Source organism: Streptomyces sp. SLBN-31 (assembly GCF_006715395.1).
GTDB lineage: Bacteria > Actinomycetota > Actinomycetes > Streptomycetales > Streptomycetaceae > Streptomyces.
Genome location: NZ_VFNC01000003.1, coordinates 1,303,073 through 1,327,760 on the forward strand (window position 1 = coordinate 1,303,073; position 24,688 = coordinate 1,327,760).

Consider the following 24,688-nt stretch of genomic DNA (forward strand, 5'->3'; position numbering starts at 1 on the left):
GATCGCGGTGTTCGTCCTGTTGTGCGGCTGGGTGGAGGACGTGGCGGCCAAGAAGCGCCCGAAGCTCCTCCCCTGAGCGGTTCCCGGAGGCCGTACTGCAAGAATGGCGGGCGTGACCCGCGCTTCCCTGAACAAGCAGCCGCACGAAGTCGCCTCGATGTTCGACGACGTGGCGGAACGGTACGACCTGACCAACGACGTGCTGTCGCTCGGCCAGGACCGGGTGTGGCGCAAGGAGGTGGCCAGGGCGGTCGACGCCCGGCCCGCGCAGAAGATCCTGGACCTGGCCGCCGGCACGGCCACCTCGTCACTGCCGTTCGCGCGCACGGGCGCGTACGTCGTCCCGTGCGACTTCTCGCTCGGGATGCTCCAGGTCGGCAAGAAGAAGCACCCCTGGCTGCCGCTGACCGCGGGCGACGCGACGAGGCTGCCGTTCAAGGACGACACCTTCGACGCCGTGACCATCTCCTTCGGGCTGCGCAACGTCCAGGACTTCGACGGGGCCCTGCGGGAGATGTACCGGGTGACCAGGCCCGGCGGCCGGGTGGTGATCTGCGAGTTCTCGCACCCGACCTGGGCGCCCTTCCGCACGGTCTACACCGAGTACCTGATGCGTGCCCTGCCGCCGGTCGCCCGCGCGGTCTCCTCCAACCCCGACGCCTACGTCTACCTCGCCGAGTCCATCCGTGCCTGGCCCGACCAGCCGGCCCTCGCCGAGCACCTGAGGAAGGCGGGCTGGTCGAAGGTGGCCTGGCGCAACCTCACGGGCGGGGTGGTCGCCCTGCACCGCGGCTTCAAGCAGAGCTGACCACGGCGTACGGGTCGTTCGGCCGGTCCAGCTCACGCTGCAGTCCGCCCGTCGGGGGCCGGGGGATGCGGGGCTCACGCACGCCCCCGCCGCCCTCTCCCTCGCCGAAGTCGAACCACACGTAGACCATCGAGTCACGCGGCACCTCGGCGCCGGGCTGCGGGTACTGGCGTACGACGTAGTCGACGACGGCCATGTGGAAGTCCGGCCGGTCGGGCGAGTTCAGGAACAGGCCTCGGGACTGCGCCGCCTCGCGCGCGTCCATGGCCATCAGTCCGACCAGCCTCGGAACTCGTACTTCGGGTGTCTTGGGCGTTATGTGCACAGATGTCACCCCCAGCGGTACTGGCAGGGTAACCGCCCGGGGGTGCCGTCCGGAAGCGCCAAGTGTCTTTCTGTAACAGTCAGTTACTCTGAGTGACTACTGATCGAGGTCGAGCCGGAAGCAGAGGGCCTCCTCGTCGAACCGCGGGTGCGGGAAGGTCCGCTCCAGTTCCATGCCGAGGCGCCTGGTGACCGCGACGGACCGCTCGTTCCCGGGTCTGACCATCGCCACCACGCTCCCCACCCCGGCCGCCCTCAGCCGCTCCAGCGTCAGCTGCGCGGCCGCCGTCGCGTACCCCTTGCCCCAGAACGCCCGCCCCAGCCGCCAGCCGATCTCGATCTCGCCCCTGGGACCCCAGTCCCGGGGCCACGGCTGGGCGCCGGTGAAGCCGATGACCCGTCCGGACTCGTCGGTCATGGTCCACAGGCAGAAGCCGAGCTCGGCGTCGTGCCGGCGCTGGCGGGCGGTGAGCTCCTCGTAGACCGACAGCTCCGCCGACTCGCCGCCGTGGAACTCCATGACGTCCGGGTCGTCGAAGACCCGGTGCCAGGCGATCGCGTCCTCGTCGGTGGGGACACGCAGCCTTACTACGGGGAGAGCTCGGTTCACGGGGCAGCCCTTCAGCCGGGTGATCAATGCTGCTGAATAGACTGCCCATGTCCAGTGCCGGTCGGCACGCATATTCCGAACCTTGGGGAGATCCCGCCGTGACCGAGCCCCTCTCCGAAAACACCGCCGATGTGATCGTGGTCGGCGCGGGGCCAGCCGGCTCCACGACCGCGTACCACCTCGCCAAGGCCGGCCTCGACGTACTCCTGCTGGAGAAGACCGAGTTCCCGCGCGAGAAGGTCTGCGGCGACGGCCTCACCCCGCGCGCGGTGAAGCAGCTCGTGGCCATGGGCATCGACGTCTCCGAGGAGGCCGGCTGGCTGCGCAACAAGGGCCTGCGCATCATCGGCGGCGGCGTCCGCCTGCAGCTCGACTGGCCGGATCTCGCCTCCTTCCCGGACTACGGCCTCGTCCGCAAGCGCGACGACTTCGACGAGCAGCTCGCCCGTCAGGCGCAGAAGGCGGGCGCGCGGCTGTACGAGCGCTGCAACGTCGGCGCCCCGATCGTCGACGAGCGCACCGGTCGCATCACCGGCGTGCACGCCAAGCTCGGCGAGGAGAAGCGCGAGGTCACCTTCCACGCGCCCCTGGTCGTCGCGGCCGACGGCAACTCCACCCGGCTGTCCCTGGCGATGGGCCTGCACCGCCGCGAGGACCGCCCCATGGGCGTCGCCGTCCGGACGTACTTCGAGAGCCCCCGCCACGAGGACGACTACCTGGAGTCCTGGCTGGAACTGTGGGACCGCCGCGGCCCCGAGGACCGTCTGCTCCCCGGCTACGGCTGGATCTTCGGCATGGGCGACGGCACCTCGAACGTCGGGCTCGGCGTCCTCAACACCTCCGACTCCTTCAAGGAACTCGACTGGCGCGAGGTGCTGAAGGCCTGGTGCGCGTCGATGCCGGAGGACTGGGGCTACACGCCGGAGAACATGACCGGCCCCATCCGTGGCGCCGCCCTGCCCATGGCCTTCAACCGGCAGCCCCACTACACGCGCGGTCTGCTGCTGGTGGGCGACGCCGGCGGTCTGGTGAACCCGTTCAACGGCGAGGGCATCGCCTACGCCATGGAGTCCGGCCAGATCGCCGCCGACGTCATCGTCCAGGCCCACGCCCGCCCGACCCCCGCGAGCCGCGAACTCGCCCTGCAGCGCTACCCGCGCGTCCTGAAGGACACCTACGGCGGCTACTACACGCTCGGCCGCGCCTTCGTGAAGCTCATCGGCAACCCGAAGGTCATGAAGATCGCGACCCAGCGCGGCCTCACCCACCCGCTGCTGATGAAGTTCACCCTGAAGATGCTCGCCAACCTCACCGACCCGACGGGCGGCGACGCGATGGACCGCATCATCAACGGCCTGAGCAAGGTGGCGCCGAAGGCCTAGCCTCCGCGGGTGCTGCATCGGCGGCCCGGCGGGACGGACATTCGTCCCGCCGGGCCGCCGATGTGTGCGCGACGCCCCGTCAATGCCCTGCCCGCCGGGGACAATTCGGGCACTGAGTGCGATTCCGGCCGTGGGTGCGACGGAGGGCCGCTGCCCCCGAGCGGCAGCGGCCCTTTCCGTGTCGTGTTCTGTGTCCTGATGTGTCCCGGTGTCAGAGCACCCGCACCGCGCCGGTCGGCGGGTCGTAGGAGAGCGGCTTCTCCACGACGCCGGTCGAGGGGTTCTGCGCGCCGACGAACATGCCGTCACCGACGTACAGCGCCACGTGGTACGCGCTGCCCGCGCTGCCCCAGTACAGGATGTCGCCGGGCTGCAGGTTGCTCAGCGAGACCTGGGTGCCGGCCGTCGACTGGTCCTGCGAGACGCGCGGCAGGCTGATGCCGACCTGCTTGAACGCGGTCTGCATGAGGCCGGAGCAGTCCCACGAGTTGGGGCCGGTGCCGCCGGAGACGTAGGCGTCGCCGATCTGTGCCTTCACGAAGGCGATGACCGCCGCGGCCGAACCGGTGGCCGTGGAGGAGCTCGTGGAGGCGCTGGAGCCCACGGAGGCGGACAGGGTGGTCCGCTCGGAGCTGCGGGACGCGGCGCGCTCCGCGGCGGCCTTACGGGCCTCCTCGGCCTTCTTCTTCGCCTCGGCCTTCTTCTTCGCCTCGGCGAGGTCCGCCTTGGCCTGCTTCGCGGCCTTTGCGGCGGCCGCGTCACGCTCGGCCTGCAGCTCGTAGTTCGCGGCCGCCTGCTGAGTGGCGTCCGCGGACTGGGCGACCTGGGCGGCCAGGTCGGCCGTCAGGGTGGGCAGTTGCAGGGTCTGAGTGGTCTCGGCTGCGTTCGCCGAGGCCGCACCCGCCGCCGCCATGCTGAGTACGCCACCGGCAACTCCGGCACGCACGGCGAGGTTCGTCGTCGCGCTGCGGCGGGGTTTCCGGTGGCTGCGTATGTGAGCGGTGTGGGACATGAGAACAACCGGTATCAGGGGCTCCTCCATACCTTCAAGAAACGTGTGGTGCGCCACAGTTGCTCAATGGACCCCCCAAATTCCTCGCCAGGGTTTCCTTATTGACGCCGTAACGGACATTGCGGACGCGACCCATCAAGCCCGTGATCACGCTCTTTCGCCAGTACGCCCGAATTGCCCCCGACCTACCATCGGTTGGGACAGTTGGCCAAGCCCGGTTCTCAGACGCCTCTCATGGATGTGGCGGAGGTCACGCAACGGTCACGGCAATGCGTGCGTCACGCGCGTAGATCACGAAGGGATTGCGCCGGGATCGCGAGGCGGACTCGCTCGTGAACGGATGCACGCGTTCACATCGCGCCGCAGACCTCACTCCGAGGTGTGAACCGGCTCCACTATCAAGGCGGTGGGTCCAGCACCAATTTGCATGCAGCGGAACTCTCTTGATATGGAGACGCCCCCTCCGAGCTGCGCCGACGAGCGAAAATGTCACCTCTGGTGATCACTCTGGCGCTTCGCGTACGAAGATCACCGCTCATCCGACTTCATGATCCTTCGTCAGGTGGTGGAGATCACAAAGGTTGTGCAATACCCCGTGTCGCAGATCACAGAGCGGCAGGCATAAGATGCGAGGCAGTCGGGCTTGTGACCTGCTTCACATGTTCTCGATCTTCGTTGGGACGAACGGAGGTTGGAGGGGCGTGGGAGGCCGGTGTGAGTCCGGCACCAACGCCAGCAGTCAGTGCCGACTGAGAGGAGCGAGGAGCGGTGAACGCGTATGCGCCCATCCTCGTACTGGGAGCCCTCGGGGCAGGCTTTGCGATCTTCTCCGTGGTCATGGCCACGCTGATCGGTCCGAAGCGGTACAACCGGGCCAAGCTCGAGGCCTACGAGTGCGGTATCGAGCCCACCCCCACGCCGGCCGGCGGCGGGCGTTTCCCCATCAAGTACTACCTGACGGCGATGCTCTTCATCGTCTTCGACATCGAGATCGTCTTCCTCTACCCCTGGGCCGTCACCTTCGACGCCCTGGGGATCTTCGGGCTCGTGGAGATGCTGCTCTTCGTGCTCACCGTCTTCGTCGCCTACGCGTACGTATGGCGGCGGGGCGGCCTGGAATGGGACTGAGGGGCCTTTAACGACATGGGACTCGAAGAAAAGCTGCCGAGCGGCTTCCTGCTGACCACCGTCGAGCAGGCCGCGGGCTGGGTGCGCAAGGCGTCCGTCTTCCCGGCGACCTTCGGCCTGGCCTGCTGCGCCATCGAGATGATGACCACCGGCGCCGGCCGCTACGACCTGGCGCGCTTCGGCATGGAGGTCTTCCGCGGCTCACCCCGCCAGGCGGACCTGATGATCGTCGCCGGCCGGGTCAGCCAGAAGATGGCGCCGGTGCTCAGGCAGGTCTACGACCAGATGCCGAACCCCAAGTGGGTGATCTCCATGGGGGTCTGCGCCTCCTCGGGCGGCATGTTCAACAACTACGCGATCGTCCAGGGCGTCGACCACATCGTCCCGGTCGACATCTATCTCCCGGGCTGCCCGCCACGGCCCGAGATGCTGATGGACGCCATCCTCAAGCTCCACCACAAGATCCAGACCTCCAAGCTCGGCGTGAACGCCGAGGAGGCGGCTCGCGAGGCGGAGGAGGCGGCGCTCAAGGCCCTGCCCACGATCGAGATGAAGGGGCTGCTGCGGTGAGCGACGCGAACGGTGCGAACGGGGCGTCGAACGGCGTGAACCCCGAGAAGGACCTCGGCGCCTCCAACCTCCCCGGCCAGCGGGGCGAGGGCGGTGAGGAGATCCGCGTCCAGCGCGGCATGTTCGGCGCCAACAACGGCGGCGACACCTCCGGCTACGGCGGCCTCGTCCGCTCGGTCCGCCTTCCGGGGCCGGCCGCCCGCCCCTACGGCGGCTGGTTCGACGAGGTCGCAGACGAGCTGGAGGGCGCGCTGGAGGAGCAGGGCCTGCTCCCGGACAACGCCATCGAGAAGACGGTCGTCGACCGCGGCGAACTCACCTTCCACATCGAGCGTGAGCACCTGCTGCGCGTCGCCCGCACCCTGCGCGACGACCCGGCCCTGCGTTTCGAGCTGTGCACCGGCGTCAGCGGTGTCCACTACCCGCACGACAAGGGCCGCGAGCTGCACGCCGTCTACCACCTGCGCTCGATCACCCACAACAGGCTCATCCGCCTCGAGGTCAGCGCCCCCGACAGCGACCCGAAGATCCCCTCGCTGGTGTCGGTGTACCCGACCAACGACTGGCACGAGCGTGAGACCTACGACTTCTTCGGGATCGTCTTCGACGGTCACCCGGCGCTGACGCGGATCATGATGCCGGACGACTGGCAGGGCCATCCGCAGCGCAAGGACTACCCCCTCGGCGGCATCCCCGTCGAGTACAAGGGCGCCCAGATCCCGGCTCCGGACCAGCGGAGGTCGTACTCGTGAGCACGCAGTCAGCATCGGCCCGCGAGACCACCGAGGGCACCGTGTACACGGTCACCGGTGGCGACTGGGACGAGGTCGTCCAGTCCGCGGCCCGCGCCGACGACGAGCGCATCGTCGTCAACATGGGGCCCCAGCACCCGTCCACCCACGGAGTGCTGCGCCTGATCCTGGAGATCGACGGTGAGACGGTCACCGAGGCCCGCTGCGGCATCGGCTACCTCCACACCGGCATCGAGAAGAACCTCGAGTTCCGCACGTGGACGCAGGGCACCACGTTCGTGACGCGCATGGACTACCTGACGTCCTTCTTCAACGAGACCGCCTACTGTCTCGCCGTCGAGAAGCTCCTCGGCATCGAGGACCAGATCTCCGAGCGCACCAAGATCATCCGGGTGCTCCTGATGGAGCTGAACCGGCTCTCCTCCCACCTGGTGTGCATCGCCACCGGCGGCATGGAGCTCGGCGCCACCACGATCATGATCTACGGATTCCGTGATCGTGAAATGATTCTCGACATCTACGAGCTCATCACGGGCCTGCGCATGAACCACGCGTACATCCGGCCCGGCGGACTCGCCCAGGACCTGCCGCCCGGCGCGGTGGACCACATCCGCGAGTTCGTGAAGAAGATGAAGAAGAACCTCCCGGAGTACGACAAGCTCGCCACCGGGAACCCCATCTTCAAGGCCCGTATGCAGGACGTCGGCTATCTGGACCTGGCCGGCTGCATGGCCCTCGGCGCGACGGGACCGATCCTGCGCTCCACCGGCCTGCCGCACGACCTGCGCAAGGCGCAGCCCTACTGCGACTACGAGACCTACGACTTCGAGATCCCGACCGCCGACACCTGCGACTCCTACGGACGCTTCCTGATCCGCCTGGAGGAGATGCGCCAGTCGCTGGGCATCATCGAGCAGTGCCTGGACCGGCTGCAGCCCGGCCCGGTCATGGTCGCCGACAAGAAGATCGCCTGGCCCGCCCAGCTCGCCCTGGGACCGGACGGGCTCGGCAACTCCCTCGACCACATCAAGAAGATCATGGGCACCTCCATGGAGGCCCTGATCCACCACTTCAAGCTGGTCACCGAGGGCTTCCGCGTCCCGCCGGGACAGGCCTACGCGGCCGTCGAGTCGCCCAAGGGCGAACTCGGGGTGCACGCCGTGTCCGACGGCGGCACCCGCCCCTACCGGGTCCACTTCCGGGACCCGTCCTTCACCAACCTGCAGGCCATGGCGGCGATGTGCGAAGGCGGCCAGGTCGCCGACGTCATCGTGGCCGTCGCGTCCATCGACCCCGTGATGGGAGGCGTCGACCGGTGACCACCAGTCCTTCGGAGCACGGCGTCAGCCTGGGCATGCCCGAACTGCCCGCGCCCGCCTACCCGGCCGACGTCCGTGAACGGCTCGAGAGGGACGCGCGCGAGATCATCGCCCGCTACCCCGACTCCCGCTCGGCCCTGCTGCCACTGCTGCACCTCGTGCAGTCGGAGGAGGGCCATGTCACGCGCACCGGGATGCAGTTCTGCGCGGACGTGCTGGAGCTGACCACGGCCGAGGTCACCGCCGTCGCGACCTTCTACACCATGTACCGGCGCAAGCCGAGCGGCGACTACCAGGTCGGCGTCTGCACCAACACGCTGTGCGCGGTGATGGGCGGCGACGCGATCTTCGAGGAGCTCCAGGAGCACCTCGGCGTCGGCAACGGCGAGACCACCGGCGACGGCAAGGTCACCCTGGAGCACATCGAGTGCAACGCGGCCTGCGACTTCGCGCCGGTGGTGATGGTCAACTGGGAGTTCTTCGACAACCAGACCCCGGCCAGCGCCAAGCGCCTCGTCGACGACCTGCGCGCCGGACGCGACGTCGAGCCCACGCGCGGGGCACGCCTTTGCACCTTCAAGGAGACCGCGCGGATCCTGGCCGGCTTCCCCGACGAGCGGCCCGGGGCCGTCGAGGAGAGCGGCAGTGCGGGACCGGCGTCGCTCGTGGGCCTCCGCCTGGCAAGGGGAGAGACCGCACCCGCGCGCGTGGTCCATCCGCGGGACGGCGGCCCGCACGACGAGCCGCAGGACAGGGAAGTGCACGAGCCGTCGCCGACCGAGCACCTCAGCTCGCACGACGCGCCGCAGGAGACGTCGGCCTCCGACCCAGCCCACCCGGCAGGGCCCGCCGCCGAGGAGGGGGAGTGATGACCTTGGCACCCGAACTGAAGGACACCAGCCCGGAGAAGCTGCTCGCACCCGTGTTGTCGGCCTTCTGGGACGAGGACAGGTCCTGGTCGCTGGACGTCTACAAGAGGCACGAGGGGTACGAGGGCCTGCGCAAGGCGCTGGCGATGTCGCCGGACGACCTGATCGCGTACGTCAAGGACTCCGGTCTGCGCGGCCGCGGCGGCGCGGGATTCCCGACGGGAATGAAATGGCAGTTCATTCCGCAGGGTGATGGAAAACCGCACTATCTAGTTGTCAACGCCGACGAGTCGGAGCCGGGAACCTGCAAGGACATCCCGCTCCTCTTCGCGAACCCGCACAGCCTCATCGAGGGCATCGTCATCGCGTGTTACGCCATCAGGTCTTCGCATGCCTTCATCTATCTGCGGGGTGAAGTCGTCCCCGTTCTGCGGCGGTTGCACGAGGCCGTGCGCGAGGCCTACGCGGCGGGCTACCTCGGCGAGAACATCCTGGGCAGCGGGCTGAACCTGGAACTCACCGTGCACGCCGGCGCCGGCGCGTACATCTGCGGTGAGGAGACCGCACTGCTCGACTCGCTCGAAGGCCGCCGGGGTCAACCGCGGCTCCGTCCCCCTTTCCCCGCCGTGGCGGGCCTCTACGCGTGCCCGACTGTTGTGAACAACGTCGAGTCGATCGCGTCGGTTCCCGCGATCGTCCATCGGGGCAAGGAATGGTTCCGGTCGATGGGCAGCGAGAAGTCCCCCGGCTTCACGCTGTACTCGCTCAGCGGCCATGTCGCGAGCCCCGGCCAGTACGAGGCCCCGCTCGGCATCACGCTGCGCCAGCTGCTGGAGATGAGCGGCGGCATGCGGCCGGGCCACCGGCTGAAGTTCTGGACGCCGGGCGGCTCCTCGACGCCGATGTTCACCGACGAGCACCTCGACGTGCCCCTCGACTACGAGGGCGTCGGCGCCGCCGGTTCCATGCTCGGCACCAAGGCTCTGCAGTGCTTCGACGAGACGACCTGCGTCGTCCGCGCCGTCACCCGCTGGACCGAGTTCTACGCCCACGAGTCCTGCGGCAAGTGCACGCCGTGCCGAGAAGGCACCTACTGGCTCGTGCAGTTGCTGCGTGACATCGAGGCCGGCAAGGGCGCCATGGACGACCTCGACAAGCTGAACGACATCGCCGACAACATCAACGGCAAGGCGTTCTGCGCCCTCGGCGACGGCGCCGCCTCGCCGATCTTCTCCTCGCTGAAGTACTTCCGCGAGGAGTACGAGCAGCACATCACCGGCCGGGGCTGCCCCTTCGACCCGGCCAAGTCGACGGCCTGGGCGGACCGCCCGGAGGTGAACGCATGACCGTGACCACCAGTGCTCCCTCCGGAGGGGGAGAGGCGGCGGTCCCGCCGGAGGACCTCGTCACGCTGACCATCGACGGCGCCGAGATCAGCGTGCCCAAGGGCACCCTGGTCATCCGGGCCGCCGAGCAGCTCGGCATCGAGATCCCCCGCTTCTGCGACCACCCCCTCCTCGACCCGGTCGGCGCCTGCCGGCAGTGCATCGTCGAGGTCGAGGGCCAGCGCAAGCCGATGGCGTCCTGCACCATCACGTGCACGGACGGCATGGTCGTCAAGACGCAGCTCACCTCGCCGGTCGCCGAGAAGTCCCAGCACGGTGTGATGGAGTTCCTCCTCATCAACCACCCGCTGGACTGCCCGGTCTGCGACAAGGGCGGCGAGTGCCCGCTGCAGAACCAGGCCATGTCGCACGGCCAGGCCGACTCCCGCTTCGACGGCAAGAAGCGGACGTACGAGAAGCCGGTCGCGATCTCCACACAGGTCCTGCTCGACCGCGAGCGGTGCGTGCTGTGCGCGCGCTGCACCCGCTTCTCCAACCAGGTCGCGGGCGATCCGATGATCGAGCTGCTGGAGCGGGGCGCGCTGCAGCAGGTCGGCACCGGTGAGGGCGACCCCTTCGAGTCGTACTTCTCCGGCAACACCATCCAGATCTGCCCGGTGGGCGCGCTCACCTCGGCGGCGTACCGATTCCGCTCCCGTCCCTTCGACCTGGTCTCCTCGCCGAGCGTGTGCGAGCACTGCTCCGGCGGCTGCGCGACCCGCACCGACCACCGGCGCGGCAAGGTCATGCGGCGCCTGGCGGCCAACGACCCCGAGGTCAACGAGGAGTGGATCTGCGACAAGGGCCGCTTCGCGTTCCGCTACGCACAGCAGCGCGACCGGCTCACCACCCCCCTGGTGCGCAACGCCGAGGGCGACCTCGAACCGGCCTCCTGGCCGGAGGCGCTGCAGATCGCCGCTCAGGGCCTGCTCGCCTCGCGCGGCCGCACCGGCGTCCTGACCGGCGGCCGGCTCACCGTCGAGGACGCCTACGCGTACAGCAAGTTCGCGCGCGTGGCGCTCGATACGAACGACATCGACTTCCGCGCGCGCGTGCACAGCGGCGAGGAGGCCGACTTCCTGGCGGCGCGGGTCGCCGGCCGGGGACGGGACCTCGACGGTACGGGTGTCACGTACACCTCCCTGGAGAAGGCGCCCGCCGTCCTGCTGGTCGGCTTCGAGGCCGAGGAGGAGGCGCCCGGCGTCTTCCTGAGGCTGCGCAAGGCCTGGCGCAAGCACGGGCAGAAGGTGTTCGCGCTGGCCACGCACGCGACGCGCGGCCTGGAGAAGGCGGGCGGCACGCTGCTGCCGGCCGCCCCCAGCACCGAGACCGAGTGGCTCGACGCGCTCGCGAGCGGGGTCGGCCTGGAGGACGACGGCGCGAAGGCCGCCGAGGCGCTGCGCGCCGAGGGCGCCGTGATCGTCGTCGGCGAGCGGCTCGCCGCAGTGGCGGGAGGTCTGACCGCCGCCGTACGCGCCTCCTCCGCCACCGGGGCCCAGCTGGTCTGGATCCCGCGGCGGGCCGGAGAGCGCGCGGCCGTGGAGGCCGGCGCGCTGCCGTCCCTGCTGCCGGGCGGCCGTCCGGCGACCGACCCACGCGCGCGTGAAGAGGTGGCCGCGGTCTGGGGGGTCGCCGAACTCCCGCACCGCTACGGCCGCGACACCAGCCAGATCGTGGAGGCCGCCGCGAGCGGCGAACTGCAGGCCCTGGTGGTCGCGGGCGTCGAGATCGCCGACCTGCCAGACCCGGCACGCGCGCGTGAAGCACTTCACGAGGCCGGGTTCGTGGTGTCGCTGGAGCTGCGGCCCAGTGAGGTCAGCGAACACGCCAGCGTCGTCCTGCCGGTCGCCGCGGTCGCCGAGAAGGCCGGAACCTTCCTCAACTGGGAGGGCAGGGTGCGCTTCTTCGACGCCGCGCTCAAGCCCGAGCAGATGACCCGCCGCCTCGCGCCGACCGACGCGCGTGTGCTGCAGATGCTGGCCGACGCCATGGACGTGCACCTGGGTCTGCCGGACCTGCGCACCGTGCGCTCCGAGATCGACCGGCTCGGTCCCTGGGACGGGCCGCGCGCCTCCGAACCTCTGGAGACCGGGGGCCAGTTGCCCAGGCCCGCGGCCGGGGAGGCCGTACTCGCCGGGCACCGCCTCCTGCTCGACCGGGGCGTCCTGCAGGAGGGCGACGAGGCGCTCGCCGGCACCCGGCACGCCGCCCACGCGCGCGTGTCGGCCGCGACGGCGGCCGAGGTGGGCGTCAAGGACGGCGATCTCCTCGCCGTGACCGGACCCGCGGGAGCCGTCGAACTCCCCCTGCAGACCGCGGAGATGCCCGACCGGGTGGTCTGGCTCCCGCTGAACTCCGTCGGCGGGGGAGTCGCCTCCGACACCGGGGCGCTGCCCGGCGCCCTCGTCCGCATCGGCCCGGCGACGACCGTCGGCGAGGCCCCGAAGGAGGTGGAGGGATGAGCCCGTACTTCGCCGCTGAAGACCTCTCGATGTTCGGCACCGACCCCTGGTGGCTGGTCGTCGTCAAGGCCGTCTTCTGCTTCGCCTTCCTGATGGTGACCGTGCTGTTCTCCATCGTCTGGGAGCGCAAGGTCGTCGCCTGGATGCAGCTGCGCATCGGCCCCAACCGGCACGGCCCCTGGGGCATGCTCCAGTCGCTCGCCGACGGTGTGAAGCTGATGCTCAAGGAAGACCTCATCGTCAAGCGCGCCGACAAGGTGGTGTACGTCCTCGCGCCGATCGTCGCGGCCATCCCGGCCTTCATGGCGATCGCGGTGATCCCCTTCGGGCCGGCCGACAACGAGGTCTCGATCTTCGGCACGCGGACCGCGATGCAGCTCACCGACCTGCCGATCGCGATGCTCTTCATCCTCGCGGTCGCCTCGGTCGGCATCTACGGCATCGTCCTGGCCGGCTGGAGCTCCGGATCGACCTACCCGCTCCTGGGCGGTCTGCGCTCCTGCGCGCAGATGATCTCGTACGAGATCGCCATGGGCGCGGCGTTCGCCTCCGTGTTCCTCTACTCCGGGTCGATGTCGACGTCGACGATCGTCGAGCAGCAGCACGACCGCTGGTACATCCTGCTGCTGCCGGTCTCCTTCATCCTCTACATCGTCACCATGGTGGGCGAGACCAACCGCGCCCCCTTCGACATGCCGGAGTCCGAGGGCGACCTGGTCGGCGGCTTCAACACCGAGTACTCGTCGATCAAGTTCGCGATGTTCATGCTCGCCGAGTACGTCAACATGGTGACGGTCTCGGCCGTGTCGACCACGCTCTTCCTCGCGGTTGGCGCGCCCCCTGGCCGATCAGCACCTTCTGGGAGGGCGCCAACCACGGCTGGTGGCCGCTGCTGTGGTTCACGATCAAGGTCCAGCTGCTGCTGTTCTTCTTCATCTGGCTGCGCGGCACCCTCCCGCGGGGGCGCTACGACCAGCTGATGAAGCTCGGCTGGAAGGTCCTCATCCCCGTCTCCGTGGTCTGGCTGATGCTGGTCGCGACGGTGCGGGCGCTGAGGAACGAGAACTACGACTTCGCCGACATCGCCCTCTACATCGGCGGCGCCGTCCTCGCTCTGCTCCTGCTGTCCTTCGTCGCCGACATGTTCCGCGAGAAGGCCAAGGCGAGCGAGCAGGAGGCCGCGGAGCCCGCCGGATTCGACCCGATGGCGGGCGGATTCCCACGTGCCGCCGCTGCCCGGACAGGAGCTCCCGCCGGTGCCGAGGCGCAGCTCGCGCCGAGAGCGGGAGCTGATTGTCAGTGGTGGGCCGGATACTCCCAGTGACGGATCTTCGGATGGAAAGGAGGCGTCCGATGGCTGAGGAGCCCAAGGAGACCAAGCCCGGTTTCATGAACCCCGTCGCCGGCTTCGGCGTGACCTTCAAGGCCATGTTCAAGAAGCGGCTGACCGAGCAGTACCCGGAGCAGCAGAAGACCACCGCTCCCCGTTTCCACGGACGGCACCAGCTCAACCGCCATCCGGACGGCCTGGAGAAGTGCGTCGGCTGCGAGCTGTGCGCCTGGGCCTGCCCCGCCGACGCCATCTATGTGGAGGGCGCCGACAACACGGACGAGGAGCGCTACTCGCCGGGCGAGCGGTACGGCCGCGTCTACCAGATCAACTACGCCCGCTGCATCCTGTGCGGCCTGTGCATCGAGGCGTGCCCCACGCGCGCGCTGACGATGACCAACGAGTTCGAGCTGGCCGACTCCAGCCGCGCCAACCTCATCTACACCAAGGAGCAGCTGCTCGCCGGCCTCGAAGAGGGCATGGTCGACTCCCCGCACGCGATCTACCCGGGGACGGACGAGCAGGACTACTACCGGGGCCTGGTCACCGAGGCCGCCCCCGGCACAGTCCAACAGACCGCCGTCTCCAAGGGCGAGGTCGTCCAGGAGGCCGCGTCGACCTTCGGCGAGGAAGAGCCCGCGTCGGAGAAGGTGATCGGCCGATGAGCGCGCAACTCGCCGCCTACTCCACCTCCACCGGAGAGGCCTTCCAGTTCTGGGTCCTCGGCACCGTCGCCGTGATCGGCGCCCTGTCCACCGTCTTCATGAAGAAGGCCGTGCACAGCGCGCTGTCACTCGCCGGCACCATGATCGTCCTGGCGGTCTTCTACCTCGCCAACGGCGCCTACTTCCTGGGCATCGTGCAGATCGTCGTCTACACCGGCGCGATCATGATGCTGTTCCTCTTCGTGGTGATGCTCGTCGGCGTGACGGCCGCGGACTCGCTGAAGGAGACGATCAAGGGCCAGCGCTGGCTGGCACTTCTCTGCGGAGTCGGCTTCGGGGTCCTGCTGTTCGCCGGGATCGGCAACGCCTCCCTGAAGGAGTTCAACGGCACCGGCCAGGCGAACGCCAACGGCAATGTGGAAGGCCTCGCGGCCCTCATCTTCACCAAGTACGTCTTCGCCTTCGAAATCACCGGCGCGCTGCTGATCACGGCGGCCGTCGGCGCGATGGTGCTCACGCACCGCGAGCGCACCGAGCGCGCCAAGACGCAGCGCGAGCTGTCCGAACAGCGCGTCCGCGAGGGCAAGCACGTACCGCCGCTCCCGGCGCCCGGCGTGTACGCCCGGCACAACGCGGTCGACATCGCGGGCCTGCTGCCCGACGGCACCCCGTCGGAGCTCACGGTCAGCAAGACCCTGCGCGATCGCGGCCAGATCCGCGACGTGTCGGCCGAGGCGCTCAACGACCTCAAGGCGCTGGAGCAGCGCGCGGAGGAACGCCTTGAGCGCACCGCGATCGAACCGGCCACCTTCAAGCGGGAGGAGGCGTCGAAGTGAACCCCGTCAACTACCTGTATCTCTCGGCCCTGTTGTTCACGATCGGCGCCACCGGCGTGCTGATCAGGCGCAACGCGATCGTCGTCTTCATGTGCATCGAGCTGATGCTGAACGCGTGCAACCTCGCGTTCGTCACCTTCTCCCGGATGCACGGCAACCTCGACGGCCAGATCATCGCGTTCTTCACGATGGTCGTCGCCGCCGCGGAGGTCGTGGTCGGACTCGCGATCATCGTGTCCCTGTTCCGCACCCGCCACTCGGCCTCGGTCGACGACGCCAGCCTGATGAAGCTCTGAGGGGTCGGAAAGAATCGTGGATAACCTGATTGCGCTGCTGGTGGCGGCGCCACTGCTCGGAGCGGCCGTACTGCTGTGCGGCGGCCGGCGGCTCGATGCCGTCGGCCACTGGATCGGCGTCCTGATGTCGACGGCCTCCTTCGTGTTCGGTGTGATCCTCTTCGCCGACCTGCTCGGCAAGGACGCCGAACACCGCACCCTGACCCAGCACCTGTTCAGCTGGATCCCGGTCGCGGGCTTCCAGGCGGACGTCACCTTCCGCCTCGACCAGCTGTCGATGACGTTCGTCCTGCTGATCACCGGCGTCGGATCGCTGATCCACCTGTACTCGGTCGGGTACATGGAGCACGACGAGCGCCGCCGCCGCTTCTTCGGCTACCTGAACCTGTTCCTCGCGGCGATGCTGCTGCTGGTCCTCGCCGACAACTACCTGCTGCTGTACGTCGGCTGGGAAGGCGTCGGTCTGGCCTCGTACCTGCTGATCGGCTTCTGGCAGCACAAGCCCAGCGCGGCGACGGCGGCGAAGAAGGCCTTCCTGGTCAACCGCGTCGGCGACATGGGCCTGTCCATCGCGATCATGCTGATGTTCACGACGTTCGGCACCTTCGCCTTCGGACCGGTCCTCGGTCACGCGACCGACGCCTCCGAGGGCAAGCTCACCGCCATCGCCCTGATGCTCCTGCTCGCCGCCTGCGGCAAGTCCGCCCAGGTGCCGCTGCAGTCCTGGCTCGGGGACGCGATGGAGGGCCCGACCCCGGTCTCGGCCCTCATCCACGCCGCGACGATGGTGACCGCGGGCGTCTACCTGATCGTCCGCTCCGGGGCGATCTTCAACGCCGCGCCCGACGCACAGCTCGTGGTCACCGTGGTCGGTGCCGTCACGCTCCTGTTCGGTGCGATCGTCGGTTGCGCGAAGGACGACATCAAGAAGGCGCTGGCCGGCTCGACCATGTCGCAGATCGGCTACATGGTCCTCGCCGCCGGTCTCGGTCCCATCGGCTACGTCTTCGCGATCATGCACCTGGTGACGCACGGCTTCTTCAAGGCCGGCCTCTTCCTCGGCGCAGGTTCGGTCATGCACGGCATGAACGACGAGGTCGACATGCGCAAGTACGGCGGCCTGCGGAAGTACATGCCGGTCACCTTCATCACCTTCGGCCTCGGCTACCTCGCGATCATCGGCTTCCCGGGCCTGTCCGGCTTCTTCTCCAAGGACAAGATCATCGAGGCGGCCTTCGCGAAGGGCGGCACCGAGGGCTGGATCCTGGGCGCGTGCGCCCTGGTGGGCGCGGCCATCACCGCGTTCTACATGACGCGCGTGATGCTGATGACCTTCTTCGGAGAGGAGCGCTGGAAGAACCGGCCCACCCGCTCCCCGGAGGCCCCGAGCGCGGAGCCCGCCGCCGAGCACCGGGGCGAGCACGCCGAGCCGCACCCGCACGAGTCCCCGAAGGTCATGACGATCCCCATGATCGTGCTGGCGATCGGCTCGGTCTTCGGCGGCGCGTTCTTCAGCATCGGCGACCGCTTCCTGCACTGGCTGGAGCCGGTCACCGGGCACAGCGAGGGCGACTCCCCGCTGAGCGCGGCGACCGTCACCGGCGCGACAATGGTCTGCCTGATCATCGGCGTCGGCATCGCCTACGCCATGTACGGCCGCCGCCCGGTGCCGTCCGTCGCCCCGCGCGGTTCGCTGCTCACCCGGGCCGCCCGGCGCGACCTGCTGCAGGACGACTTCAACCACGTCGTCCTGGTCCGCGGCGGCGAACACCTCACGCGCTCCCTGGTGTACGTCGACCACACCCTGGTCGACGGTGTCGTCAACGGCACGGCCGCCTCGGTCGGGGGCCTGTCCGGACGCATGCGCAAGCTGCAGAACGGCTTCGCGCGCTCCTACGCGGTCTCGATGTTCGGCGGTGCGGCGGTCCTCGTCGCCGCGACCCTGCTGATGAGGGCGGTCTGATACCGATGTCCTTTCCTCTGCTGACAGCGACGGCGGTGCTCCCCGCGATCGGGGCCATCGCCACGGCCGCCGTGCCGGCCGCGCAGCGCACCGCCGCGAAATGGCTGGCACTGCTCGTCTCGCTCGCCACACTCGCCCTCGCGATCACCGTCCTGGTCCGCTTCGACCCGGACGGCGGCCGCTACCAACTGACCGAGTCGCACGCCTGGATCGCGGACTTCGGAGTCCGCTACGAACTGGGCGTGGACGGCATCGCGGTGGCGCTGGTCGCGCTGACCGCCCTGCTGATCCCGTTCATCATCCTCGCGGGCTGGCACGACGCGGACCCGCTGGAGACCGGAAGCCGCCGCTGGCGGCCGACGCAGGGCTTCTTCGCCCTGATCCTGGCCGTCGAGGCGATGGTGATCATCTCCTTCGAGGCGACCGACGTCTTCCTCTTCTACATCTTCTTCGAAGCGATGCTGATCCCGATGTACTTCCTCATCGGCGGCTTCGGGGACCGTGCCCACGAGCACGGCGAGGAGGCGGCGTCCACGCAGCGGTCGTACGCGGCCGTGAAGTTCCTGCTGTACAACCTGGTCGGCGGGCTGATCATGCTGGCCGCGGTGATCGGTCTGTACGTGGTCGCCGGGAACTTCAGCCTCCAGGAGATCGCCCAGGCCCGCGCCAACGGCTCGCTGCACATGGCGACGAGCACCGAGCGCTGGCTGTTCCTCGGCTTCTTCTTCGCCTTTGCCGTCAAGGCGCCGCTGTGGCCGCTGCACACCTGGCTGCCCAACGCCATGCAGGAGTCCACCGCGCCGGTCGCCGTGCTCATCACGGCGGTAGTCGACAAGGTGGGCACCTTCGCGATGCTCCGCTTCTGCCTCCAGCTGTTCCCGGAGGCCAGCAAGTGGGCGACGCCGGTGATCCTCGTACTGGCCCTCATCAGCATCGTCTACGGCGCGCTGCTCGCGGTGGGCCAGCGGGACATCAAGCGGCTGGTGGCGTACGCGTCGATCTCGCACTTCGGCTTCATCATCATGGGCATCTTCGCGATGACCAGCCAGGGCCAGTCCGGCGCGACGCTCTACATGGTCAACCACGGGATCTCCACGGCCGCGTGGATGCTGCTCGCCGGGTTCCTCATCTCGCGCCGCGGCTCGCGGCTCATCGCCGACTACGGCGGTGTGCAGAAGGTCGCCCCGGTGCTCGCCGGCACATTCCTGATCGGCACGCTGGCCACGCTGTCCCTGCCGGGACTGGCGCCGTTCGTGAGCGAGTTCCTGGTCCTGGTCGGCACGTTCACGCGCTACCCGGCGATCGGCATCATCGGCACCTTCGGCATCGTTCTCGCCGCGCTGTACGCCCTCGTCCTCTACCAGCGGACGATGACGGGCCCGGTGAAGCCGGAGGTCTCCGCGATGCCCGACCTCAGGGTGCGCGAGCTCCTGGTGGTCGCCCCGTTGATCGTTCTGTTGATCTTCCTGGGCGTCTACCCGAAGCCGGTGACGGACATCGTCAACCCGGCCGTGAAGTCGACCCTGTCCGACGTACACAAGACGGACCCCAAGCCTGAGGTGGAGGCGGTGGCCAAGTGAGCGCAGCAGCCGTCCACAGCCTGTGGACAACGGCGGCGACCGCAGCCGAACCGATTTCGAAGATCAACGCACCGAAGATCGAATACGCGCAGTTGTCGCCCACCCTGATCGTCGTGGGCGCGGCGATCGTCGGGGTGCTCGTCGAGGCGTTCGTCCCGCGCAAGTCCCGCTACTACGCCCAGGTGTTCGTGTCCCTCGTCGCGCTCGTCGCCGCCTTCGCCGCGGTCGTCGCGCTCGCGTCGGACGGATACGGCACCACCAAGGCGCACATCGCGGCGATGGGCGCCATCGCGGTCGACGGGCCGTCCCTGTTCCTGCAGGGCACGATCCTGCTGTCCGGACTGGTCGGCCTGTTCACCTTCGCCGAGCGGCGCCTGGACCCGGCGGCGCACGGCAACCGGGTCGACTCCTTCGCCGCGCAGGCCGCGTCCGTGCCGGGCAGCGACAGCGAGAAGCGGCTCGTGAAGGCCGGTGTTTACCACCACCCGAGGTGTTCCCGTGCTGCTCTTCGCGATCTCCGGAATGCTGGTCTTCCCGTCGGCCAAACGACCTGCTGACCCTGTTCGTGGCCCTGGAGGTCTTCTCCTCCCGCTCTACCTGATGTGCGCGCTGCCCGCCGCAAGCGGCTCATGTCGCAGGAGGCCGCGGTCAAGTACTTCCTGCTCGGCGCGTTCGCCTCGGCGTTCACCCTGTTCGGCATCGCCATGCTGTACGGCTACGCCGGGTCGGTGTCGTACGCGCGGATCGCGCAGGTCGTCGACCGGCACCGTCCACGAAGTCGACCCGGCGCTCGCGGACACCATTGGGCAACGACGCGCTGCTGCTGATCGGCGGCGCGATGATCCTCATGGGCCTGCTGTTCAAGGTCGGAGCCGTCCCGTTCCACATGTGGCGCCGGACGTCTACCAGGGCGCGCCGACCCCGGTCACCGGGTTCATTGGCGGCGGCGACGAAGGTGGCGGGCCGTTCGGTCGCGCTGCTGCGCCTGCTGTACGTCGTCCTGCCGGGCATGCGCTGGGACTGGCGGCCGGTCATGTGGGCCGTCGCGATCGTCACATGCCGGGCGGTGCGATGTCGCGATCACCCAGACCGACATCAAGCGGCTGCTGGGTACTCGTCGATCGCGCACGCCGGGTTCATCCTCGCGGGTGTCATCGCCACGTCGAAGGACGGCGTGTCGTCCGTCCTCTTCTACCTGGGCGCGTACTCCTTCGTGACGATCGGCGCGTTCGCGGTGGTCACGCTGGTGCGCGACGCGGGCGGCGAGGCGACACACCTGTCCAAGTGGGCGGGGCTCGGCCGTCGTTCGCCGCTGGTGGCGAGAGCCGTGTTCGCGGTGTTCCTGCTGGCCTTCGCCGGTATCCCGCTGACATCCGGCTTCGCCGGTAGTTCGCCGTGTTCAAGGCGGCGGCGGAGGGCGGGGCGGCGCCGCTGGTCGTGATCGGTGTGATCTCGTCCGCGGTGGCGGCCTTCTTCTACATCCGCGTGATCGTGCTGATGTTCTTCAGCGAGCCCAGGCCGGAGGGCCCGACGGTCGCCGTTCCGTCGCCGCTGACGATGACCGCGATCGGGCTCGGTGTGGTGGTCACGCTGGTGCTCGGTGTGGCGCCGCAGTACTTCTGGACCTCGCGAGTCAGGCGAGCGTCTTCGTGCGCTGATCCGCACACCGCGTCACGGCGGGCCCCGGTTCCCGGAGAGGGAGCCGGGGCCCGCCCATGTGCGGGGCAGGCGCCAGCAGGCCACCTCGGGTTGTACGCGGCGAACAGCCCGTTGTCATTGGGCTCGTAGAGCCAGGCGCGCAGCGTGAAGTAGCCGGAGAGGCCGGCCCTTCTGGAGGGTCTCGCCGAACAGCTTCGGCGCGGTCCGGCCGGTGTTCTGGACGATCCACTCACCGCGACCAGCCTGCGGCCTGCGTCGGCGCCGTCCATGCCGGTGATCTCGTCGGTGAACCTGTCCGCGTAGATCAGAGCCGCCGGTTTCCCCGGATCGAGTGAACCGACATTCGACAGGTTGACGTAGCGGTAGTCGGCGCCGCCCTCGGCGGCGGCGTCGCACCCGCCGACGGGGACGTACCGGCCGTCCTTGGCGAAGCCCTCGTGGGCGTAGCGGGCCGTCGCGACGTAGGTGTCGGCCACGCCGGTCCACACGGAGGGGGCGGGGTCGGGCGCGGCCTGTGCGGGAACGGCGGCCAGCGAGAAGGCAGCGGCCACCGCCACGGTGAGGGCGGCCTTGAGGGGCCGACGGGACATCACGCGGCTCCTTGGTCGGGGGACGCGCGGGCCACCCGTCCGGGGAGACGCGGCCCGCCCCCGTCCCGCCCGAGCAGCATGTCCCCGGCCGGTACGGCGGTGTCACGCGACGCGGGCCATTGGGCTGAGCGCCGATCGCCCGGCGCCGGCCTGTGGACAACTCCGGCGCTGTCAGTCCGGGCCCCTATCGTGGAGGCAGTGGTCGAGGGACGACGCACGGGGGACGAGCGATGCACGGGATGGGCGGGACGGTTGTGACGACCGAGGCACACACGCCTGTGGCACACCGGCGACAGCGAGGCACTGGCCACGCTCCACCGCGTCTTCGGTACGACAGCTTCCGCGGCGAGCAGGAAGCGGTCATCGAGCACGTGGTGGCGGGCGGCGACGCCGTCGTCCTCATGCCCACCGGCGGCGGCAAGTCGCTGTGCTACCAGATTCCGTCCCTGGTCAGACCCGGCACGGGAATCGTGGTCTCCCCGCTCATCGCGCTGATGCAGGACCAGGTCGACGCGCTCCGGGCGCTGGGCGTGCGCGCCGGGTTTCATGAACTCCACGCAGGACTTCGACGAGCGGCGGGTGGTCGAGGCCGAATTCCTGGCCGGCGAACTCGATCTGCTCTACCTCGCCCCCGAGCGGCTGCGGCTGGACGCCACCCTGGACCTGCTCTCCCGCGGCAAGATCGCCCTCTTCGCGATCGACGAGGCCCACTGCGTCTCCCAGTGGGCCACGACTTCCGCCCGGACTATCTCGCCCTGTCCCTGCTCGGCGAGCGCTGGCCGGACGTACCGCGCGTCGCGCTCACGGCGACGGCCACCCGCGCCACGCACGAGGAGCTCACCCAGCGGCTGCACATGCCGACCGCCCGGCACTTCGTGGCCAGCTTCGACCGGCCCAACATCCAGTACCGGATCGTGCCGAAGGCCGACCCGACAGCAGAGCAGCTGCTGGCGTTCCTGCGCGAGGAGCAACGCCGGCGACGCGGGCATCGTGTACTGCCTCTCCCGCAAGTCGTGGAGGCGACGGCGGAGTTCCTGACCGACAACGGCATCGAGGCTGGTGCCCTACCACGCGGGCCTGACGCGGGGCACCCGCGCGGCGCACCAGTCCAGGTTCCTGCGCGAGGAAGGCCTGGTCGTGGTCGCGACCATCGCCTTCGGACATGGGCATCGACAAGCCGGAACGTTCCTCTTCGCGCCCACCTCGACCTGCCCAAGTCCGGTCGAGGGCTACTATACAGGAGACGGGCCGCGCCGGACGCGACGGCTGCACCTCCACGGGCCTGGATGGCTACGCGGACTCAACGACGTCCTCAGCAGCGCAAGATGATCCAGTCGTCCGAGGGCTACGAGGCGTTTTCCGCCGCCGCGGCCCTCCGCCCACTGGACGCGATGCTGGCGCTGTGCGAGAGCGCCCGGTGCGCGCGCGGCCAGCTCCTCGCCTACTCGGGCAGGACCCGGATGCGGCGGACTGCGGCAACTGCGAACACCTGCCGCACCCGCCGAGACCTGGGGACGGCACGGTCCGCCGCGCAGAAGGTGCTGTCCACGGTGGGTGCGGCTGCCAGCGGGAGCGGGGGCAGAAGTTCGGCGCCGTGCAGATCGTCGACATCCGCTGTGGCAGGCGCACGGCCAAGGTCATCCAGTTCGCCCACGACCAGCTCGCCGTGTTCGGCATCGGCGAGGACCTCACCGAGGTCGAGTGGCGCGGTGTCGTAAGGCAGTTGCTCGCGCAGGGGCTGCTCGCGGTCGAGGGCGACTACGGCACGCTCGTGCTCACCGAGGCGAGCGGGTCGGTGCTGCGGCGCGAGCGGGAGGTACCGCTGCGCAAGGAGCCGAAGAAGCCGGTGACCTCACGCTCGGCGTCCTCCGCGAAGGGCTCCAAGGCCAAGGCTGCCGCGGCCGAGCTTCCCGAGGCCCTCCAGCCGGCCTTCGAGGCGCTGCGCGCCTGGCGGGCCGAGCAGGCCAGGGAGCAGGCGTCCCGGCCTACGTCATCTTCCACGACGCCACGCTCCGGGAGATCGCCACGGCCTGGCCGACCTCCGTGCAACAGCTGGGCGGCATCAGCGGCGTCGGCGAGAAGAAGCTGGTGACGTACGGCGAGGGGGTGCTGGCGGTGCTGGCCTCGCTGGGCGGGGCGCCCGGCGCGGCGCCCGCGGCGGACACCGGTCCGAGCGCCGAGGACGACTGGCCCGAGATGGAGGAGGAGCCGGAGCCGGACGACTGGATGTAGGGGCGGACCGGGCACGCCGGGGCTGGATCCCGTCGCGCCGCGGGACGGCGGAACTCCGGCGCGCCGGGGCGGCGGCCGCGAATGCGTTCCTGCCAGCCGAGGTGTGGTCCGCGCTGGGCCTCGCCCTGGTGCGGGGGCTGGTCACAGGGTTCCTCGGCGCGAGACCGGTGCAGCGCCGGGGACCGGCGGAACGGCCCGCCCTGGTCGGCGCAACTCCGGCCCGCCAGGGCGACGGCAGCCCGACGCGGGTCAGGCCAGCGCCGTCAGCCCGGGGCCGAAGACGATCAGCAGCGGCAGCAACGGCACCAGCGCGGCGACGGTCGCCGTGAGCGCCCGGTGGCGGCGGCCCAGCCTGCGCGGCGGCTGCAGCAGCCGGTCCACGCGCTCGCCGAGCAGACGGTGGCTGGAGGAGCAGGACAGTACGCCCCGGTGCTGGTTCAGCTCGATCAGCGCCAGCGCGGTCGTCAGGTGCCCGCACCGCCGTGACGCCGTGTCGTCGGCGGCCAGCTCGACCAGCCGGTGCGTCTGGTCGCAGAAGTGGGCGAACAACGGCACCCGGGGGAAACCCGTGGCCAGCGCCGTCGACAGATGCAGCAGCCAGTCGTGGTGGGCCCGCGCGTGGTCCTGCTCGTGCGTCAGTACGGCGTCTAGTTGGTGGTCGGTCAGCCGGTGCAGGGCGCCCGTCGTGACGACAGCTGTGCCGGGTTGCCCGGCATCCACCAGGCGTCCGGATACTCGTCCTCCAGCACCAGCAGCGGACCGCGCGCCACCGCCTCCAGTCCGGCGGGCAGCTCCGGCGCCCGCTCGCGCAGATGCGCCCGGGTCACGCCGCGCCGCCGCCGCGCCTCGACGAACTCGGGGTGAGCATCGCGGTGCTCCGGCGGCCCCGCAGGCCAGCAGCAGGGTGAGGGCGGCT

21 protein-coding genes and 3 pseudogenes are annotated in these 24,688 nt (G+C 69.5%); 19 read left to right on the forward strand and 5 right to left on the reverse strand.

What is annotated here, in order from left to right:
• Positions 1–112: 112 nt before the first annotated feature.
• The gene (locus FBY22_RS43695; protein ID WP_142154517.1) at positions 113–808 is read left to right on the forward strand and encodes a demethylmenaquinone methyltransferase; all 696 of its coding nucleotides are present in this window, start codon (positions 113–115) and stop codon (positions 806–808) included.
• On the opposite strand, the gene FBY22_RS43700 is transcribed toward FBY22_RS43695, so the two are convergent.
• Positions 795–1,133, reverse strand: coding sequence for a PASTA domain-containing protein (locus FBY22_RS43700; RefSeq protein WP_142154519.1), 339 nt, complete (start codon positions 1,131–1,133; stop codon positions 795–797). The two genes, FBY22_RS43695 and FBY22_RS43700, sit on opposite strands and share 14 nt — an antisense overlap.
• 96 nt (positions 1,134–1,229) lie before the next feature.
• Entirely contained in the window at positions 1,230–1,742 is a 513-nt protein-coding gene (locus FBY22_RS43705; protein WP_174267442.1) for a GNAT family N-acetyltransferase, read from the reverse strand.
• A gap of 47 nt (positions 1,743–1,789) precedes the next feature.
• Here FBY22_RS43705 and FBY22_RS43710 point away from each other — a divergent pair, with 47 nt between their 5' ends.
• Positions 1,790–3,124, forward strand: coding sequence for a geranylgeranyl reductase family protein (locus FBY22_RS43710; RefSeq protein ID WP_142154523.1), 1,335 nt, complete (start codon positions 1,790–1,792; stop codon positions 3,122–3,124).
• Positions 3,125–3,335: 211 nt separating this feature from the next.
• Here FBY22_RS43710 and FBY22_RS43715 read toward each other — a convergent pair whose 3' ends face one another.
• Positions 3,336–4,136 carry a C40 family peptidase gene (locus FBY22_RS43715; RefSeq protein WP_142141846.1) on the reverse strand — a complete coding sequence of 267 codons (801 nt, stop codon included), beginning with the start codon at positions 4,134–4,136 and terminating at the stop codon, positions 3,336–3,338.
• Between the two features lie 768 nt (positions 4,137–4,904).
• Between FBY22_RS43715 and FBY22_RS43720 the strand changes: the two genes are divergently transcribed.
• The 16 genes and pseudogenes from FBY22_RS43720 (at position 4,905) to FBY22_RS45660 (ending at position 20,732) form a co-directional block, all read left to right on the forward strand.
• The gene (locus FBY22_RS43720; protein WP_003992243.1) at positions 4,905–5,264 is read left to right on the forward strand and encodes an NADH-quinone oxidoreductase subunit A; all 360 of its coding nucleotides are present in this window, start codon (positions 4,905–4,907) and stop codon (positions 5,262–5,264) included.
• A gap of 15 nt (positions 5,265–5,279) precedes the next feature.
• Positions 5,280–5,834 (forward strand): NADH-quinone oxidoreductase subunit B family protein, encoded by a 555-nt coding sequence (locus FBY22_RS43725; protein ID WP_023547484.1) that lies wholly within the window; start codon positions 5,280–5,282, stop codon positions 5,832–5,834.
• On the forward strand, positions 5,831–6,586 hold the full coding sequence (locus tag FBY22_RS43730; protein WP_142141847.1) for an NADH-quinone oxidoreductase subunit C: 756 nt from the start codon (positions 5,831–5,833) through the stop codon (positions 6,584–6,586). Before FBY22_RS43725 ends, FBY22_RS43730 begins: the two co-directional genes overlap by 4 nt.
• Entirely contained in the window at positions 6,583–7,905 is a 1,323-nt protein-coding gene (locus FBY22_RS43735) for an NADH-quinone oxidoreductase subunit D (protein ID WP_142141848.1), read from the forward strand. Before FBY22_RS43730 ends, FBY22_RS43735 begins: the two co-directional genes overlap by 4 nt.
• Positions 7,902–8,774, forward strand: a complete 873-nt coding sequence (nuoE, locus tag FBY22_RS43740) for an NADH-quinone oxidoreductase subunit NuoE (RefSeq protein ID WP_142141849.1) — start codon at positions 7,902–7,904, stop codon at positions 8,772–8,774. Before FBY22_RS43735 ends, nuoE begins: the two co-directional genes overlap by 4 nt.
• Complete coding sequence (gene nuoF / locus FBY22_RS43745) at positions 8,774–10,120, forward strand: NADH-quinone oxidoreductase subunit NuoF (protein ID WP_142141850.1); 1,347 nt, start codon at positions 8,774–8,776, stop codon at positions 10,118–10,120. The genes nuoE and nuoF overlap by 1 nt, the downstream gene beginning before the upstream one ends.
• Positions 10,117–12,621 (forward strand): NADH-quinone oxidoreductase subunit G, encoded by a 2,505-nt coding sequence (locus tag FBY22_RS43750; protein WP_142154526.1) that lies wholly within the window; start codon positions 10,117–10,119, stop codon positions 12,619–12,621. Before nuoF ends, FBY22_RS43750 begins: the two co-directional genes overlap by 4 nt.
• Positions 12,618–13,982 (forward strand): annotated as a pseudogene (gene nuoH / locus FBY22_RS43755) (NADH-quinone oxidoreductase subunit NuoH). The gene FBY22_RS43750 and the pseudogene nuoH overlap by 4 nt, the downstream one beginning before the upstream one ends.
• Positions 13,975–14,616, forward strand: a complete 642-nt coding sequence (gene nuoI / locus FBY22_RS43760; RefSeq protein WP_142154528.1) for an NADH-quinone oxidoreductase subunit NuoI — start codon at positions 13,975–13,977, stop codon at positions 14,614–14,616. The pseudogene nuoH and the gene nuoI overlap by 8 nt, the downstream one beginning before the upstream one ends.
• A complete protein-coding gene (locus FBY22_RS43765; RefSeq protein WP_142141851.1) occupies positions 14,613–15,452 on the forward strand; it encodes an NADH-quinone oxidoreductase subunit J in 840 nt (279 codons plus the stop codon). The genes nuoI and FBY22_RS43765 overlap by 4 nt, the downstream gene beginning before the upstream one ends.
• Positions 15,449–15,748, forward strand: coding sequence for an NADH-quinone oxidoreductase subunit NuoK (gene nuoK / locus FBY22_RS43770; RefSeq protein WP_071384283.1), 300 nt, complete (start codon positions 15,449–15,451; stop codon positions 15,746–15,748). The genes FBY22_RS43765 and nuoK overlap by 4 nt, the downstream gene beginning before the upstream one ends.
• A gap of 16 nt (positions 15,749–15,764) precedes the next feature.
• The gene (nuoL, locus tag FBY22_RS43775) at positions 15,765–17,711 is read left to right on the forward strand and encodes an NADH-quinone oxidoreductase subunit L (protein WP_142141852.1); all 1,947 of its coding nucleotides are present in this window, start codon (positions 15,765–15,767) and stop codon (positions 17,709–17,711) included.
• A 5-nt stretch (positions 17,712–17,716) separates the two neighbouring features.
• Positions 17,717–19,291: an NADH-quinone oxidoreductase subunit M gene (locus tag FBY22_RS43780; RefSeq protein ID WP_142141853.1), complete on the forward strand. Its 1,575-nt coding sequence runs from the start codon at positions 17,717–17,719 to the stop codon at positions 19,289–19,291.
• Complete coding sequence (locus tag FBY22_RS45650) at positions 19,288–19,848, forward strand: hypothetical protein (RefSeq protein ID WP_260845402.1); 561 nt, start codon at positions 19,288–19,290, stop codon at positions 19,846–19,848. The genes FBY22_RS43780 and FBY22_RS45650 overlap by 4 nt, the downstream gene beginning before the upstream one ends.
• Before the next feature lie 45 nt (positions 19,849–19,893).
• Entirely contained in the window at positions 19,894–20,118 is a 225-nt protein-coding gene (locus FBY22_RS45655) for a proton-conducting transporter membrane subunit (protein ID WP_260845403.1), read from the forward strand.
• Complete coding sequence (locus FBY22_RS45660) at positions 20,094–20,732, forward strand: proton-conducting transporter membrane subunit (protein ID WP_260845404.1); 639 nt, start codon at positions 20,094–20,096, stop codon at positions 20,730–20,732. Before FBY22_RS45655 ends, FBY22_RS45660 begins: the two co-directional genes overlap by 25 nt.
• A 34-nt stretch (positions 20,733–20,766) precedes the next feature.
• Here the strand turns inward: FBY22_RS45660 and FBY22_RS45665 are convergent, their stop codons facing one another.
• The gene (locus FBY22_RS45665; RefSeq protein ID WP_260845405.1) at positions 20,767–21,540 is read right to left on the reverse strand and encodes a hypothetical protein; all 774 of its coding nucleotides are present in this window, start codon (positions 21,538–21,540) and stop codon (positions 20,767–20,769) included.
• A gap of 239 nt (positions 21,541–21,779) precedes the next feature.
• Between FBY22_RS45665 and recQ the strand changes: the two are divergent.
• A pseudogene (gene recQ / locus FBY22_RS43795) lies at positions 21,780–23,772 on the forward strand (DNA helicase RecQ).
• A gap of 249 nt (positions 23,773–24,021) precedes the next feature.
• Here the strand turns inward: recQ and FBY22_RS43800 are convergent.
• A pseudogene (locus tag FBY22_RS43800) lies at positions 24,022–24,688 on the reverse strand (M56 family metallopeptidase); the annotation flags it as partial.